The organism is Streptomyces amakusaensis (genome assembly GCF_039532665.1).
GTDB lineage: Bacteria > Actinomycetota > Actinomycetes > Streptomycetales > Streptomycetaceae > Streptomyces > Streptomyces amakusaensis.
In genome coordinates, this window is sequence record NZ_BAAASB010000006.1 from 379,533 (window position 1) to 395,716 (window position 16,184).

15 protein-coding genes are annotated in these 16,184 nt (G+C 73.3%); 3 read left to right on the top strand and 12 right to left on the bottom strand.

Features of this window, described 5'->3' with window-relative positions; all coding sequences use genetic code 11:
- Positions 1–31 precede the first annotated feature (31 nt).
- Positions 32–631 carry a helix-turn-helix domain-containing protein gene (locus ABD371_RS13865; protein ID WP_344476484.1) on the bottom strand — a complete coding sequence of 200 codons (600 nt, stop codon included), beginning with the start codon at positions 629–631 and terminating at the stop codon, positions 32–34.
- 78 nt (positions 632–709) lie between these two features.
- Here ABD371_RS13865 and ABD371_RS13870 point away from each other — a divergent pair, with 78 nt between their 5' ends.
- Entirely contained in the window at positions 710–1,687 is a 978-nt protein-coding gene (locus ABD371_RS13870; protein WP_344476486.1) for an NAD(P)/FAD-dependent oxidoreductase, read from the top strand.
- Here the strand turns inward: ABD371_RS13870 and ABD371_RS13875 are convergent.
- Positions 1,681–2,610 carry an aldo/keto reductase gene (locus tag ABD371_RS13875; RefSeq protein WP_344476488.1) on the bottom strand — a complete coding sequence of 310 codons (930 nt, stop codon included), beginning with the start codon at positions 2,608–2,610 and terminating at the stop codon, positions 1,681–1,683. The two genes, ABD371_RS13870 and ABD371_RS13875, sit on opposite strands and share 7 nt — an antisense overlap.
- A 113-nt stretch (positions 2,611–2,723) precedes the next feature.
- Entirely contained in the window at positions 2,724–3,425 is a 702-nt protein-coding gene (locus ABD371_RS13880) for a hypothetical protein (RefSeq protein WP_344476490.1), read from the bottom strand.
- Between the two features lie 394 nt (positions 3,426–3,819).
- Here ABD371_RS13880 and istB point away from each other — a divergent pair, with 394 nt between their 5' ends.
- Complete coding sequence (gene istB, locus ABD371_RS13885; RefSeq protein ID WP_344476492.1) at positions 3,820–5,250, top strand: IS21-like element helper ATPase IstB; 1,431 nt, start codon at positions 3,820–3,822, stop codon at positions 5,248–5,250.
- 152 nt (positions 5,251–5,402) lie between these two features.
- Positions 5,403–5,822 carry a GNAT family N-acetyltransferase gene (locus tag ABD371_RS13890; RefSeq protein ID WP_344476494.1) on the top strand — a complete coding sequence of 140 codons (420 nt, stop codon included), beginning with the start codon at positions 5,403–5,405 and terminating at the stop codon, positions 5,820–5,822.
- Between the two features lie 43 nt (positions 5,823–5,865).
- Here ABD371_RS13890 and ABD371_RS13895 read toward each other — a convergent pair whose 3' ends face one another.
- The 9 genes from ABD371_RS13895 to ABD371_RS13935 form a co-directional block, all read right to left on the bottom strand.
- Positions 5,866–6,600 (bottom strand): DJ-1/PfpI family protein, encoded by a 735-nt coding sequence (locus tag ABD371_RS13895; RefSeq protein WP_344476496.1) that lies wholly within the window; start codon positions 6,598–6,600, stop codon positions 5,866–5,868.
- A 120-nt stretch (positions 6,601–6,720) separates the two neighbouring features.
- Entirely contained in the window at positions 6,721–7,215 is a 495-nt protein-coding gene (locus tag ABD371_RS13900) for a GNAT family N-acetyltransferase (RefSeq protein WP_344476498.1), read from the bottom strand.
- Positions 7,216–7,282: 67 nt separating this feature from the next.
- Positions 7,283–7,726 (bottom strand): hypothetical protein, encoded by a 444-nt coding sequence (locus ABD371_RS13905; protein WP_344476500.1) that lies wholly within the window; start codon positions 7,724–7,726, stop codon positions 7,283–7,285.
- A 35-nt stretch (positions 7,727–7,761) separates the two neighbouring features.
- Positions 7,762–8,865: an ArsR/SmtB family transcription factor gene (locus ABD371_RS13910; protein WP_344476502.1), complete on the bottom strand. Its 1,104-nt coding sequence runs from the start codon at positions 8,863–8,865 to the stop codon at positions 7,762–7,764.
- Positions 8,862–10,079 carry an amidohydrolase gene (locus ABD371_RS13915; protein ID WP_344476505.1) on the bottom strand — a complete coding sequence of 406 codons (1,218 nt, stop codon included), beginning with the start codon at positions 10,077–10,079 and terminating at the stop codon, positions 8,862–8,864. The genes ABD371_RS13910 and ABD371_RS13915 overlap by 4 nt, the downstream gene beginning before the upstream one ends.
- Positions 10,080–10,357: 278 nt before the next feature.
- Complete coding sequence (locus ABD371_RS13920; RefSeq protein WP_344476508.1) at positions 10,358–10,786, bottom strand: RidA family protein; 429 nt, start codon at positions 10,784–10,786, stop codon at positions 10,358–10,360.
- A 47-nt stretch (positions 10,787–10,833) separates the two neighbouring features.
- Positions 10,834–11,838: an alpha/beta hydrolase gene (locus ABD371_RS13925; protein WP_344476510.1), complete on the bottom strand. Its 1,005-nt coding sequence runs from the start codon at positions 11,836–11,838 to the stop codon at positions 10,834–10,836.
- The gene (locus ABD371_RS13930; RefSeq protein ID WP_344476512.1) at positions 11,831–12,004 is read right to left on the bottom strand and encodes a hypothetical protein; all 174 of its coding nucleotides are present in this window, start codon (positions 12,002–12,004) and stop codon (positions 11,831–11,833) included. The genes ABD371_RS13925 and ABD371_RS13930 overlap by 8 nt, the downstream gene beginning before the upstream one ends.
- Before the next feature lie 867 nt (positions 12,005–12,871).
- Positions 12,872–16,081: an FG-GAP-like repeat-containing protein gene (locus ABD371_RS13935; protein WP_344476514.1), complete on the bottom strand. Its 3,210-nt coding sequence runs from the start codon at positions 16,079–16,081 to the stop codon at positions 12,872–12,874.
- Positions 16,082–16,184 lie beyond the last annotated feature (103 nt).

Below are 16,184 nucleotides of genomic sequence, written 5' to 3' on the forward strand. Positions count from 1 at the left end.
GGCCGGGCGACGGACCCCGGCCACCCGGGGATCACCCCGCGCTCTCCCGGCGGGCGGCGGGCTTGGCCCGGACGTGCATGCGCTCGCCCTGCCGGCCGAAGAGGGAGAGGACCTCCACCGGGGCCTCGCCGGTGGAGCCGAACCAGTGCGGGAGCCGGGTGTCGAACTCGGCGACCTCGCCGGGCCCCAGCACCACATCGTGGTCGGCCAGCACCAGCCGCAGCCGTCCGGCCAGCACGTACATCCACTCGTACCCCTCGTGGGTGCACAGCTCGGGGGTGCTCCGGGTCGCCGGGAGGATCATCTTGAACGACTGGAGCGGTCCGGGCTGCCGGGTCAGCGGCAGCACAGTGGCGTTGTTCCCCTTCCGGGGCGTGAGCCGGACCCGGGGGTCGCCCACCTCAGGGGCTCCCACCAGCTCGTCCAGCGGGACCTGATGGGCCTGGGAGATCGGCAGCAGCAGCTCCAGGCTGGGCCGCCGGCCGCCGGACTCCAGCCGGGACAGGGTGCTCTTGGAGATGCCGGTCGCCTCCGCCAGCGCGGTGAGCGTGACACCGCGCTCGGTACGGAGACGCTTGAGCCGGGGGCCGACCCCGGCGAGCGCGTGGGCGATGGCGGGTGCGTGGTCCATGCGTCCATTGGACCCCGGCCGTCCCGGAAACAGCAACAATGGTTGCCGCTCCAGGGAAGCCGGGCGCACGCTGCCCCCATGAACGAGACGACGAACGGGACCGCAGAGGATCCTCGGTACGACGTGGCGATCGTCGGCGCGGGAGCGGCCGGGCTGAGCGCCGCGCTGGTGCTGACCCGGGCCCGCTGCCGGGTGGCCGTCATCGACGCCGGGGAGCCCCGCAACGCCTCCGCCGCGCACCTCCAGGGCTTTCTCTCCCGGGACGGCACGGCCCCCGCCGCCCTGCTCGCGGCGGGCCGGGCCGAGGTCGCCGGGTACGGCGCGCACCTCGTCGACGCCCGCGCCGACCACATCGCCCCCGCCCCGGGCGGCTTCTCCGTACGGCTCGCGGGCGGCCCGGCCCTCACCGCCCGCCGGGTCCTGGTGGCCACCGGTCTGCGCGACGAACTGCCCGACCTCCCCGGAGTGCGCGAGCGGTGGGGCAAGGACGTCCTGCACTGCCCGTACTGCCACGGCCACGAGGTCCGCGACCGGCCCCTCGGGGTGCTCGGCGGCCGGCCGGGCGCGGTCGAGCAGGCCCTGCTGGTGCGCCAGTGGTCGCCCGATGTGATCCTCTTCGCGCACACCGCCGCAGTGACGGACGAGGAGCGCGAACGGCTGGACGCGCGAGGCGTCCGTACCGTCGAGGGCCCGGTCGAGCGGCTGTCGACGGCGGACGGCCGGCTGCGCGGCGTCGAGCTGGCCGACGGCCGCGAAATCTCCCGGGAGGCCGTCTTCGTCCTCCCGCGCCCGGTGCCGGGCGACGCCCTGCTCACCGGCCTCGGCTGCGCCGTGGACGAGACCGGCTGGGTGCGCGTCGACTCCTCGGGCCGGACGAGCGTGCCCGGCGTGTGGGCGGTGGGCAATGTCGCCGACCGGCGCGCCCAGCTGATCACCGCCGCCGGCGCGGGCTCGGCCGCCGCGATCGCGCTGCACCACGATCTCGTGGACGAGGAGACCGCCCGCGCCGTCGGGCGACGGCGTGCCGGAGCCCCGGCCCCGGCCCCGGGTCAGTGATCTTCGGCGAGAGCGAGTACGGCGTTGATCTCGTCGAACTCGTCGGCCGTGAGCAGGGGCCCGGCGGCGGCGGCGCTGTCGGCCGCGTGCCCGGCGGTCCGGGCCCCGACCAGGGCGCAGGTCACCTCGCCCCGGGCGAGCAGCCATCTCAGGGCCAGCCGGGGGAGCGACTGCCGGGTTCCGGCGGCGTGCGCGCGCAGGGCCGCCGCCGTGCGCTCGTGGCCGGGGAGGACGCCGGGCGCGAAGTAGCGGGCGTGGATCCCGGCCCGGCGGAAGTCCGCCGGCCCGGCGTCCGCGCCTCCCGGCGGCCCTCCGGCGAGCAGACCGTGGGCGAGCGGACCGGCGACCAGCAGACCGACGTCGTAGCGCTCGCACAGCGGCCCCAGCGAGGACAGCTCGCTCCGGTGCAGCAGTGAGGCCCGGACCTGGAGATAGTCCAGCTCGCCGGTGGCGGCGCACGCCTTCACCTCAGCGACGGGGAAACCCGCGAGCCCGATCGCCCCGACGAGCCCCTCCGCCTTGAGCCGGATCAGTGCCTCCCAGGCCTCCCGCACCGGCACGTCCTCGGCGGGCCGGTGCAGCAGGGCGACCTCGGCCCGGTCCCGGCCCAGCCGGGTGAGGGACTCCTCCAGGGCGGCCCGGATGCCCTTGCCGCCGAGATGGTCGTCCCGCTCGGGATCGACCCTCGTACACACCCCGGCCTCGGGCCGCCCGGCGATCACCTCGCCCACGATCCGTTCGAAGCCGCCGCCCCCGCCCTGGACCTCGGCGGTGTCGATCCAGTTGACCCCGCCGTCGAGCGCGGCGCGGATCGCCTCGGCGGGCTCGCCGGACGAGGGGCGGCGGCCTCCGGAGCCGCCCGGCTCCCGGGCCCCGAAGCCGATCGCGGAGAGCCCGGCGGGGTTGCGTGCGGCGCGTATCACGTATGTCTCCTTCGTCTTCGGCCGCTCCGGCCGCGGCTCGGGTGCGAGTGCGGGTACGGATGCGGGTGCGGAATCTGTCGCGCGGTGTCAATCGGACTGCCCGGCAAGGCCGTTCAGATCAGTACCGGAATGGGCTGCTCGGCGTGGATGGACTCCCACACCCCGGCCCCCGCGCCGTCCGGTGCGGCGGTCGCCGCCCGTACCCCGCGCAGATACGCCTCCCGGTGCGTGCCCAGGTGCTCGGTCAGCCGCTCGCGGGCCGCGCCGATGCCGTACGGATCGGTGTCCGCCTCGCACAGCAGCCGGAAGAGCAGCCTCCCCCAGCCGTTGATCCGGCACTGCCGCTCCCGCCCGTGCCCGCCCCGGAACTTGCAGGGGACCGGGAAGCGGTAGAGCAGCTCCAGCGCGTGCAACTGCTCCAGCAGCTCGGGGAGTTCCACCGACGAGGGCGGCGCGCAGTCGTGCGCGGTGGTCAGCAGCCGGGCGACGGCCGCCTCCGAGGCGAGATAGATGCTGCCCGGGTAGACGCCGCTCTCGCGGACCACCTCGTCCCACAGGGCCAGCGTGGTCACCAGCCGCAGCGGCTCGGCCAGCAGCCGGGCCGGCTTCTCGGCCGTCAGCAGCGCCCCCGGGTCCGCCTCGGCCTCCGGGGACAGTTCGACGCTCGTGCCCCGGCTGTAGCTGAGCAGGGACGCCGGACTCGTCGTCAGTTCGACGGGCACCGTCACCCGCACCCCGGGGAGTTCACCCTGGAGATTGAGCGCGGGCCAGGCCAGCAGCCGCAGATGCGGCGGGAGATCGCGCAACGCTTCCATGAGCATCACGGTCACCGCCCTTCAGTGATCGTAGGAAACCGGTGTACGCCAGCGGGGCCCGTCACGGGAAGGGGCCGGGTCGCGGCGGCGTGTCGGCGGCCTCCGCCCGGCGGATCCGGCTCGCTCCCGGGCTCCGGCGCCCGGCTCCGGAGGGCTCCCCGAAGGGAGTCACCCTGGGGAGTCGGGTGCCCACACAACGTAAATGATCTCCGGCCGCTTGCTCGATACAAGCCGGAGAATGGCCGGAAGGGAGCTTCGCGAGTCCTGATGATCTCTCTTGTGCGCGAGTTCAACGGGCCGGTCATCGGCGTGGCGTCCGTGACGCCCGGCCGCGCTGGGTCGTTGGAGGCGTGTAAGCGGGCGCTGCGCCCGTTCTTCGCCATGCACCTTGGAGATGCCGTTGCTCGGCCACGCCATGTCCGCCCCCACCCACACACCCAAACCCGACTTCAGGAGTTACGCGGCTCCCTCACTCGGATACGCGCTGTTCGCCACCCGCTGGCTCCAGGCCCCGCTCTACTTCGGCCTGGTGGCGGCACAGGGTGTCTATGTCTACAAATTCTTCAATGAGCTGTGGCACCTCGTACTGCATGTTCTGAGCGGTCAGGTGAACGAGACCCATGTGATGCTCGCCGTGCTCAAGCTCGTCGACGTGGTGATGATCGCGAATCTGCTGATCATGGTGATCGTCGGCGGGTACGAGACCTTCGTCTCGCGCATCGGCCTCCAGGGCCACCGGGATCAGCCCGAATGGCTCTCACACGTCAACTCCAATGTGCTGAAGGTGAAGCTGGCCACGGCGATCGTGGGCATCTCCTCCGTGCACCTGCTCCAGATGTTCGTCGACGTCGACCACACCTCGCACCACTCGCTGATGTGGGGAACCATCATCCACATGGCCTTCATCCTCTCGGCCGCGATCCTCGCGTACATGTCGGGACCGATGGAGGGGCACAGCCAGCCGATGCCCGGCGACCCGGTCCCGGGCCGGCGGCGGGCCACCCTGCCGTCCGGGGATCTGAACCTGCCGGAGCTGGGCGAACTCCCGGAGCTGCCGGACCGCTCGGACCGCTCGGACCGGTCCGAGCGCGCTGACCGCTCCGAGCGCGACGCGGGCCGCCCGGTCTCGGCGGAACGGGATCCCGCCGCCCCCGTCGTCCTGCGGGAGTACATCCCTGCCCAGGGCAAGAACGGCCCCCGGGAGCTCAAGGACGCCGGCGGGGCCGAACTGAGGGTCCGCGCCGCCGGGTTCCCCGCGCGCAAGCTGCTGGAGGAGTTCGACGACGACCATCAGCGCTTCCTCGACTGGGAGACCATCACCCGGCTCGGCACGCTGGACTTCGTGGACACGCACGAGAACGCGGTCTTCCTCGGCCCGCCCGGCACCGGCAAGACGCATCTGGCCATCGCGCTCGGGATGCGGGCCTGCCGGGCGGGTCACGAGGTGCTCTTCGCCACCGGCTCCGAGTGGGTCTCCCGGCTCACCGCCGCCCAGGCCGCCGGGCGGCTGACCGAGGAGCTGGCCGCGCTCGACCGGTACGCGCTGATCATCGTGGACGAGATCGGCTATCTCTCCTTCGGGGCCGAGGAGACCAATCTGCTCTTCCGGCTCGTCTCCCACCGCTACGAGCGGGCCTCTGTCGTCGTCACCAGCGACAAGCCCTTCGCCCGCTGGAGCGAGGTGTTCGGCGACACCCCGGTCACCTACGCCATGATCGACCGGCTCGCGCACCACGCCGACATCATCACGCTCAAGGGCGACAGCTACCGGCTGCGCGGCCAGGGCGTGGACCGCGCGCTCGCCGCCGCCGGCGACAGCCACTGAGCCCACCCGATACACCGGCACACCGATACACCGGCACACCGGCACACCGGCACACCCGGCCCGTCGACCCGCCGACCCGGACCCGTAAGGCCCCGATCCGCTCCGAGCGCCCCCGAGCTGCTCGGACCGGGCAGTGTTCTAGTGTGTAACACATGAATACGCTCAGCGGTCATTACGAAGTCCGGGCCGGTGTGCCCTCCGTCGAGACCTACCGGCGGCTGCGGGGCGCCACCGGCCTCACCGTGTGGCCGCTCGCCGCCGCCGAGGCCGGACTGCCGAACACCTGGCACGGAGTCCTCGTCCACCACGGCGGGGAGACGGTCGGCATGGGCCGGATCGTCGGCGACGGCGGCTGCTTCTTCCAGATCGTCGACATCTGTGTGCTCCCCGAGCACCAGGGACAGGGCCTGGGGAAGCTGATCATGGCCGAGCTGACCGGCGAACTGGAACGGCGGGCCCCCGCCGGCGCGTATGTCTCCCTCATCGCCGACGGCGACGCCCGCCACCTCTACGCGAAGTTCGGCTTCACCGAGACAGCGCCCGCCTCGGTGGGCATGGCCCGGCGGGTCTGATCCCGCCCGGGGCCCGCCCCGGAGCCGCTCCGTGCCCGCTCTCTCAGGTGCGCAGGACCGTGCCCCGGCGGTCGAACTCCATCACGGACTCGACGGTCACGGCCGCCTGCGGGCCCAGCTCACGCTCCACCAGCCACAGCGCCCCGTCGATGCCCGAGCTGATGCCGCCCGCGCAGACCAGGTTCCCGTCGTCGACCACCCGCGCGTCGCGGACGTCCGCCCCCGCGTCCCGCAGATACTTCTTCGCGCCCTCGTGGGTGGTGCAGGGCCGGTCGCCGATCACCCCGGCGGCGTGCAGCACCACCACTCCGGTGCAGACGCCCATCAGGGTCAGCGAGGGCCGGACCGCGCGGCGCAGCTCACGGGTGAGCACCCCCTTCTCGATCTCGGTCCAGATGCCGGGCTTGTCCTTCCTGCGGAAAGCGCCGCCGGGCACCACGATCACATCCGCCGACCGGGCGTCCCAGGCCCCGGGCACCGTCATCTCCGTGCCGAAGGAGAGCTTGGCGGTGCCCGGCAGACCGCTGGTGACCAGCCGTACGGCGATGGGCTGGCCGATGGCGGCGGCCAGGCCGAAGACTTCGAGCGGCCCGAAGAGGTCGAGTTCCTCCACACCGTCGAAGACCACGATGTCCACCCGCAGGGGGCGTTCCTTGCTCCACCGGTTCCGGTGGCGGCGGTCGGCCGGATCGGCGGCGGCCACGCCCGCGCCGAGGGTGACCGCCGCCCCGGCCCCGGCCGCCGTCACCAGGGCGCTTCTGCGATCGATCGATGTCATGGCGGGGACCTCCGTCGTCGGTGGAACAACGCGATCCGCGTTGTGCTGAGTTGGTCGCGGCGCGCTACGGAGAAGTTCCCCGGCACGGCGTGATCACCGGCTTCCGGGACGGGAGACCGGTCAGCGCGTCGGCCGGTCGATCGCGTAGACGGTGACCGGATCGCCGGACAGGGTGTCCTGCCGGCGCGGGGCGAATCCGAGGCGCTCGGCGACCCGGATCGACGCGTCGTTGCCGGGGCGCATCAGAGCGGTGAAGTACTCCGCGTCCAGATTCGTGAAACCCCAGTCGAGACAGGCCCGCCCGGCCTCGGTCGCGTACCCGTGCCCCCATTCCCGGGCCCGCAGCGTCCAGCCCAGCTCGACCTCGTCGTACCGCTCCCAGTACTGGAGCCCGCTCCGGCCGATGAACTCGCCGGTGGATCTCAGCTCCACGGCGAAGAGTCCGTGCCCCCGGGTCTCCCACTGGAGCTCCACGGCGGTCAGCCGCTCGGCCGCCCGCTCGCGGGAGTACGCGCCGACGAACCGGTTCACCCGGGGGTCGGCGTGGAGATCGACGAAGGCGTCGAGGTACGAGGTCGTCAGCGGGCGCAGGATCAGCCGGTCGGTCTTGATCATGCCTTCGAGCGTACGGCGGTCCCTGGGGCAACTGCCACTGCCCGCAGGGGTGTTGGCGGCGGCAGGGTCAGCACCACTCGTCCCCCTCGTGGTTGGCGGTGATCGACACCTCGACCCTGCCGGCGCCCGCGGCGTCCACGGTGAGATAGGCGGTCCTGCCGTCCAGGCGCTTGCTGTAGCAGTCGAAACCGGCCACCGGCCGCCAGCCCTCGGCCCGCGCGGCCCCGAGGTGGGGAGCGAGCGGGTCCTTCGGAGAGCCTTCGTGCGCGAACTCCGTCCCGACGGAGACGAACAGATCGTCCTCGTCGCACTCCCGGTACGACTCGCCCTTCCTCGCCCCGTCCGGCGCGGCGTTCAGCGCCGGGTCCCCGGCCAGCGCGGCGGCGAGCCGGTCCTCGCGGTCGCCGCAGCCGTAGGTGAGGACGAAGTACCCCGCGGGTACGGCCAGCAGCAGCAGCGCCGCCGTCACCACCAGGATCGTCAGGGGGTTCCTCGTCGGTCGTATCGCCATGGCGCAGGACGGTATCCCATGAGACGGGACCCGGGTCAGAACTGGAGCGCGGTGGCCACGTCCTGGCCGATGCGCTCCACGGCGTTCACATCGAGCCCGTAGAGCACATAGCGCCCCTGGCGCTCGGTGCGCACCAGCCCCAGATCCCGCAGCGCCCGCAGATGGCGGGAGACCTGCGGACGGGTCATCGACAGCCGGTGCGCCAGGTCGGCGGTGGTCATCGACTGCCGGGCGATCAGCCGGCACAGCCGCACCCGGCGCGGATCGGTGAGCGCCAGCATGCGGCGGCGCGCCAGGGTCACACCCACCACCGGAGCACCGACCGGGAAGTGCACCACCGGCGGCAGCCCCGGCTCGTTCTTCACGATCAGATGCGGAGCCCCGTACAGCGTGGGGATGAGCAGCACCGGCGTCCGGACCGGAGTGATCACCGCGTGATGGACCTTGTCGAAGACGACGCGCGGCGGGCCGCCCCCGCCGGGCGGGCCCGAGGGGCTGAGCGCGCCCAGCGCGCGGGCCGGGCCCTCGTCGGCGAGCCGCTGCCGGATGCGGTGCGCGGCCCCCGCGAGCAGCGGACCCGTCTCCGCCCACAGCGCGCCGAAGAAGACCGGCCGGCACAGATCGAGGAAGCCCAGCACCTCCGAGCGCAGCCGCCGGGCGTCCCGTAACAGATCCTCCGCCAGGGCCAGATGGGGTTCCGGCAGCCCGGAGGCCGCGCGCCGGAGCGCGGCGGCCTGCCGGGGCTCGTGGAGGAGCCGGTCGAAGGCGAAGCCGAGATAGCCGCTGGCGCAGGAGTACGCGGTCAGCTCGGCGAACGCGTCCAGCGAGAGCCGCGCCGGGGCGGGCGTCCGGGCGGCGGCCGTCCCCGGCGCGGCCGTGGCCCCGCCCGGGACCGCCGGGTCGAGCCCGGCGTAGAAACCCCGCCACCGCAGCGCCGCCCACAGCGGCGAGAACCGCCGCAGCCCGTCCCGGAAGGCCTCCGGCGCGTCCCGGACGACCGCCTCCGCCCACGGCGCGCGATCCGTGTGGTGCCCGTACTCGGTCAGTACGTGCAGACTCGCGGCGAGCTCCGCCAGCGGGGACACCGCCACCGTGAAGTGGCTGGGCAGCGCCCCCTCCAGGAGTATCACCACCGTCATGGCCGGAGTGTACGAGCGGTGCCCGCCGGCTCCCTCCCGGCCGTGAACTCCGCCCGCGCCGCCGCCATCAGCTCCGGGTCGGTCACCAGATCCAGCACCACCCGGGCCAGCCCGGTCGCCGCGATCTCGGTCCGGTCGTGGGCGAACGCGGTCGCCGACGCCTCCCGCATGGCGTCCGAGTGGCTCGGCGTGCCCGGCGCGGCCGTCTGGATGTACGGATGGATCACCGGCAGCAGCTGCGAGAGATTGCCGATGTCCGAGGAGCCCGCCGGGTCGTCCGCGTCACCGGGCCCGATCTCCAGCCCCAGCGCGCGCACCACCGCCCCGAACCGGGCCGCCAGCACCATGTTGTTGCGCCGCTCCGCGTACAGCGGACCCGTCTCCGACACCTCCGCCTCCGTCTCCGTGGCCAGCGCCGCGCCCAGCGCCGCCCTGCGCACCCGCTCCACCAGCTCCCGCACCGACGCCGCCGTACGGTCCCGTACATAGAAGTCCACGGCGGCGACGGCCGGCACCACGTTCGGGGCCTGGCCGCCGTTGGAGACGATCCCGTGCAGCCGGGCCGTCGGCGGAATGAACTGCCGCATCGAATCGAGGGCGTTGAGGAAGAGCTGCGCCGCAGCGAGCGCGCTGCGCCCCTCCCACGGGGACTTCGCGGCGTGCGCGCTCACCCCGGTGAAACGCGCCCGCAGATGGGCCGCCGCCAGTCCGTGCTGCGCGGTCACCGAGCGGTCCGCCGGATGGAACATCACCGCCGCGTCCACCCCGTCGAAGACCCCCGCGTCCGCCAGCCGGACCTTTCCCGCGCCGCCCATCTCCTCCCCGGGCGTGCCGATCACCGCGATCGTCCCCGGGTGCCCCGGCACCGCCCGCACGGCGGCGACCGCCGCCGCCACCGCCCCCGCCGCGATCAGATTGTGCCCGCAGCCGTGCCCGATCCCCGGCAGCGCGTCGTACTCCGCGAGCACCGCCGCACACGGGCCCGGCTCCCGCCCCCGGTGCACCGCCACGAACGCCGTCTCCATCCCCCCGGGCCGCCGCGCCACCGCGAACCCCTCGTCCACCAGCCACCCGGTGAGCACATCCCGCGCGTACCCCTCCGCGAACTTCAGCTCCGGCCTCGCGTGGATCGCCAGGCTCACCTCCTCCAGCCGCCCCCGCACCCCGGCGACCGCCCCGACCAGTTCCTCCAGCGAGCACACTCCACCCACCACGGCTTCTCTCCCTCATCGCGCCGATTCCGTTCCCGGTTTCCCGGTCCCCTCGACCTTGGGCCCGCGCGGGCCGTCCACCGCGCGGATTACCGCAGCCCAGGTAACCCCGGCCGGGGCCGGACCGGCGTCGACGACGCCGTACGTCCCGCGTGTTCCCGGGGAGGGGCTCACCCGGCTCGTCGTGTCCGGGCGCGGAACCGTCCCGTGCGGCGCGAGAGCGCGACGGCCGACGCCGTCCCCGCCACCTGGCGGGGACGGCGTCGGCCGTTGTCAGACCCTCAGGCCGGGTCCTGGCGTACGAGTCCGACGGCCTCGATCTCGATCATCCAGGCCGGATCGGCGAGGGCGGAGACCTCGACCAGCGACTCGGCGAGCGAGTGCGCCCCGATCAGCTCCCTCCGGACCTTCGCGAAGACATCCTGCTGTCCGATGTCGGTGACGAACACCGTGGCCTTGACCAGCCGGTCGAGGCCCGAGCCCGCGTTCTCCAGCACGGTGGCCACATTGGCCAGCGCCTGCCTGGTCTGGGCCTCGAAGTCGCCCGCCCCGACGGTCGCGCCGTGCTCGTCGACCGGGGCCTGGCCCGAGGTGAAGACGAGATCGCCCACCCGGACGCCGAGCGAGATGCCGGCCGACGCGTACCAGTCGGGATCGGCGGTGACGAGGACGCGTTCCGGAACGGTGGACATGGTGGTGCTGCCTTTCATCGTCGTGAAGGTGGAGATGGAGGTGAGGGTGGGGGAGCGGGAGCGGGTCAGTCGGCGAACGCGTTGCGCAGCGCCTCGACGAGATCCACCATCACCCGGTCTCCCAGCGGAGTGCCGAAGGAGTCGAAGATGTGGAACGTGCCCGCCCACTGGTTGATCCCGGCGGGCACTCCCGCCCGCAGCAGCCGCAGGCCGTAGCCGATGCCCTCGTCCCGCAGCGGGTCGAACTCGGCGGTGACGATATGGGCGGGCGGCAGCCCGGACAGATCACGGGCCCGGCCGGGGGCGGCGTACGGGGAGGTCTCGCGCTCCTCGTGCCCCTCGCCCAGATACTGCCGCCACATTTTCTTCGACTGGGGCGTGGACCAGACCGGGGTGTCCTGGAAGCGGCGGGCCGACGGGGTGTCCATCCGGTCGTCTATCACCGGGTACGTGAGGAGCTGGAGCACCAGCCCGGGGCCGCTCCGGTCGCGGGCCATCAGGGAGACGCCCGCCGCGAGCGCGCCGCCCGCGCTGCATCCGGCGACGGCCAGCCGGCCGGGGACGATGCCCAGGTCGCCGGTGTTCTTGGCGGTCCACTCCAGCGCGCTGTAGCAGTCCTCCACCCCCGCCGGGAAGGGGTTCTCCGGCGCGAGCCGGTACTGCACGCTGACGACCACGCAGTCGGCGTCGGTGGCGAACCGCACGCACTGGCTGTGCTCGGTCTCCAGGTCCCCCATGACGAAGCCGCCGCCGTGGAACCACAGCAGGCCGCCGTGCGGGCCGGGGGTCTTGGGGGTGTAGACGCGTACGGGCACATCGGGTGCTCCGTCGGGCCCCGGGACGGTGTGCTCGGTGATGACGAGCGCGCTGGTGTCCGGCGGCGGCCACTGCGCCTCAAGGCCCTTCAGCGTCCGGCGGGCGCCGGCCGGGTCGCCGACGTCCAGAAGCGGTATGTCCGCTATCAGTTCGGCGAGTTCCGGGCGGTAGGACCGCTGGGAAGCGGAGTCGCCGGGGCCCGATGCCGGCTGCGCGGGTACGGTGACCGGCCGGATGGCCGTGGTCTCAGACATGGGCTCGTCCTCGGGGTCTGCCGGCGATGTCAACGATGCTGTCGTAGGTCCGCTGCGCATCGTCCGCCGGACCCGCCGCACGGCGGGTCAGCGACTTCGCGCGGACGAACCGCTCCTGTCCGGTGTCGGACATCTTTCTGCTCCAGGGCGGAGGGGGCTGTCGCATGTCATCTCCTCGGTCGGACTCATCGATGAAACGGGGAAACGGGAGCGGCGGCCGGTCCGTGGCCCCGCCGGGCCATGGCATGCCGTCTTCCCTTGGTGCGCAGGGGTGTTGGTGTTTCCGTTGATACGGGTGGGACGGCGCTCAACGCGCGAGGCCACCCGCCGGACACCCCCCGAACCGGGTCGTGCCCGGGGCGGGCGTCATGGCGCGGTGGTGGTGGTGCTGGTGGTGGTGACGGTGCCGGAGGCCGGTGTCCGGGCCTCGCGGCTCAGTGGCGTCCCGTCCGTCCCGTCCGTCCTGTCCGTCCCGCCCGGCTCATCCGGCTCATCCGGCCAGGACGCGACGCGGACATCGCGGCAGGGGGCCGGGAGGGGCGTTCGATGCCTCGGGTTCGGCGCGTGCGGGCGACGGCGCGTCCGGACGGCTCTGCTGCTCTGGCAATGAAACGCTCCCGACATCTGGCGCTACGAGCTGGCGAGGCAGGGCATCCGGCCCGTCGGACGCCGGGGCGTCTGCTCGGGACCCACTGATCACATCAGGCACAGCTGTGCGCCGCCCGCACTGGCCGAGTACCTGTCAGGGAGTGAAACACATGCTCCAAAATCTGTCAGTGGCGCGATTGTTGAGCGCTAAACCTCGTATGTCCGGATCTGGACTCGACGCGGGGGCCTCCGGGACCGTAGGGGCCGCGCGCTCCCGCGTTCCCCTCCGTGTATGTGCCCAGTACCGACAACTGTCGGACGGGGAAGCCGAGTTGACGGCGAGTGGGCGGCCACTGTTCAACATGGCCGATAATCTCGCCGCCCCGGCCCCGGCCCCGGCCCCGGCCCCCGCCCCCGCCGCCGAGCACCCCGGGCAGCCGGCCCGCTACGAGACGGACGTGTAGCTCTTCCAGCCCGACGCGATCTTCACGCGCTTGCCGAAGGAGCCCTTGCCGTTCCCGCTCTCGCGCCACACATTCCCGGAGGTGTCCCGGGACACGAGGTCCGCGCGGCCGTCGCCGGTGAAGTCGCCGACGCCGACCGTGGCGTTGTACGAGGTGCCCCAGCCGTCGAGGACCTTGACCCGGGGCTTGAGGCCGCCCTTGCCCGTGCCGTTGGCCTCGTACCGCCAGAGCTTGTCGGACTTGTCCTGGACGAGGAGGTCGCCCCGGCCGTCGCCGTTGAGGTCACCGGCCCCGATGATCTTCTTGTGGCCGTTCCAGCGGGAGGCGATCTTCGTACGGGCCGAGAGCTTTCCGGCGCTCGTGCCCTTGAAGAGGTAGACGTCCCCGGTGGCGGAGTGGCGGCCCACCAGATCGGGCCTGCGGTCGCCGTCGATGTCGCCCGGGGAGGTCAGGATGTCGTACTGGTTCCAGCCGGAGGTCCCGAGCGAGGTGTACGGAGTCTTCGGCGTCGCCGCCTTGCCGCAGGCCGGGTGGTGGGCGCGGAGCGCGCCCGCCTTCGTCCGGACCAGGACGTCGTTGCACCTGCCGTCGCCGAGGTCGCCGAAGGGCACGACCAGCGAGCCGGCGGGCCAGCCGGAGCCGGAGACCTTGCCGCTCAGCGTGCCCCTGCCGGTGCCCCGGTGGACGGCGAGGGTGCCGGAGGGGTCGAGGGTGAGGACGTCGCCGAAGCCGTCGTTCCCCGCGTGGTCGCGCGGGGCCGCCGTCCCGGCGGTCACCCCGACCCTGCCGGAGAGGGCCAGGGCGGCCCCCTTCCCGTCGGCGGGCCGGGCGCTCAGCGTCCAGGTGTACTCGCCGTTGGCGACGAGGCGGCCCGCCGCGTCCCTGCCGTTCCACGAGGCCTTCAGCAGACCCCGGGCGGCGGAGCCGGACAGGGTGCGGACGGTGGCCCCGGACGCCTTGTGCCGGACGGTGACCTTCCACTCCGCTGCGGGCTTCGACAGCCACCAGGTCCCGGACCAGCTCGCCGCCCCGGCGGTGACCGTGGAGTCGATCGCGCTCAGCGCGGAGGCCGGCACCCCGGTCGGCACGATCCGGACCCGCTGCTCGTCGTCGGCGTACGCGACACCGCCGCCGAAGCGGTCCACGGTCCAGGTGGTGCCCACCCCGGTGTTGTCGCGGCCGAGGTCGGTCCAGTCGGCGAGCTTGCGGCTCGGCAGATCGGTGTACGAGCCGCCGGCCGGCAGTCCGCCGTGCAGATCGACGAGGTTGAGCCCGCTGTTCCCCGCGATGCCCGGGACACGGTGGACGAGATGGCCGTCGCCGAGGAGGACCTCGCCCGCCGGGGCGGTGGCGGTGCGCTTGGCGGTGCGGTCGTAGACGCCCGAGCCCAGCGGGTCGCCGTGGGGGCTCAGACAGTTCCAGTACACCCAGCGGCCCACGGCCTGGAGGTCGGACGGGGTGCAGCCGTTCCTCGTGGTGAAGCTCTCCACCGCGCCGGTGCCGGGGAGCCTGGTGGCGGTGACCCTGCCGCCCTTGGCCGCGCCGCTCCACAGGGTGGAGCCCCAGACCGCCGAGGCGACCCGGTCGCGCCTGTGCAGCACCTTCGCCGGGCCCTCGGCGGGGAACTCGGCGATGTACTGCCTGCCGGAGGAACCGCCGTCGACGATCCCGTACCGCCCGGAGAGCCCGGCCAGCTCGGGGCTGCTGTCACCCGTGCTGACGGAGGGGCCCCACTTCGCGGTGCCGTTGAGGTACAGCATGGTCAGATCCGACTCGGTGGACTCCCGGCGGCCGTGTCTGCCGGTGCCGTCGTCGAACATCCGGACGCAGCGGGGGGTGTCGCTGAAGCAGTTCCCGTCCCGCCCGCTGAGCAGCCCGTCCACGGTGGTCCTCATGACGCTCGGGAGCGCTCCCGGGGCGGGCGCGGTGAGCCAGCTGCTGCGGTACGCGCCGAGGTAGGTGCCCGGCTCGTACAGCGTGCTGTTGTCCGCCGTGGTGAGCACCCCGCTGCCGAGGGAGAGCCCGTGGATCTGCGCGGGCATCGGCCGGACCGCGGTCAGCCTGGTGCGGGTGACCGACTTGTCGGCCGCCTGCGTGATCCGGTGGATCCCCCAGTCCAGATCGCCCTGCGCGACATACCGCTCCGCGCCCGCCACCAGCACCGAGCCGTCCGGGGCCTGGACGATCTGATGCGCGGCCGGGTCCATGACCGTGGACCACACCGCGTCCTCGCCCTCACCCCCGGGCACCACCGCCTCCAGCGGCCGGCCCCGGTACTGGTTGTTGCCCGGCTGCACCCCGTTGACGCCGAGGAGCGCGGAGCCGACCACCCCGTACTCGGTCTCGTCACCGAACCCGCCCGTGTCGACGGTGCGCGGCGGAGCCGTCAGATCGCCCCGGTCGTACACGTCCACCGCCCACCGGCCGGGCCGCAGCCGCAGCACCGAGTCGTTCCCGAGCCGGAAGCCGGACACCTCCCAGCTGCCCTCCTCGGGGATCCGGTCGGGCAGCGGCGCGAGCACACCGGACGCGAGATCGAGAATCCCCCAGCGCGACCCGGTGTCGTCCAAGCCGCCGATCCTGTACCGGAGGACGACCGACCGCGCGTCGCCGTCCTCGACCACCACCTCGTACGCCCCCGCCGGCAGCCCGCTCACCGGCGTCTCGGCGACGCGCCCGTCCCGGACGCGCCACAGGTGGTACGCGGCCGGACCGCCGTCGTCCCCGCTGCGGGTGACGACGGTGTCGCCGAAGGTCCCCCGGTACGAGTGCCCCGCGGGCACCGGCACCACGCCGCGGCCCCCGTCGGCGCCCGAACCCTTCAACAGGCTCACGTGCGGGGCCGGATCCTCCGAGTACAGCGCGACCGTGTCCGATCCGTCGCCGTACCAGCCCGGATGGAAGGAAGCCGCCTCACGGAAGTAGCCGCTGTCGATGTCGTACTCGACCGGCGCGGGCAGTCCCTCCGGCAGCGCGGTCGCGGTCCCTGTCGCGTAATCCGTCCACAGCAGCCGGTCGTCCCCCTCCTGCGCCCACAGAAACCCCGTCGTCCCCGCGTTGAGTATCTGCGTCGCCCTCGGCACCGCCCTCGGCGCGGGCGGCAGCACCAGCTCCCCCGCCGCGGCCCCCGGCCCGCCGACGGCCGGCACCGCCCCCGCCGGCGCGCCCAGCAGCGGGAGACTCAGACTCACCGCCGCCACCAGCACGGCCGCCGTGCGCGCGGCTGCCAGTCCGGGAATCGACGCTCCCGGAACAGATACGGACATGGGTCGGCGTCGGCCGGATCTGGCCACC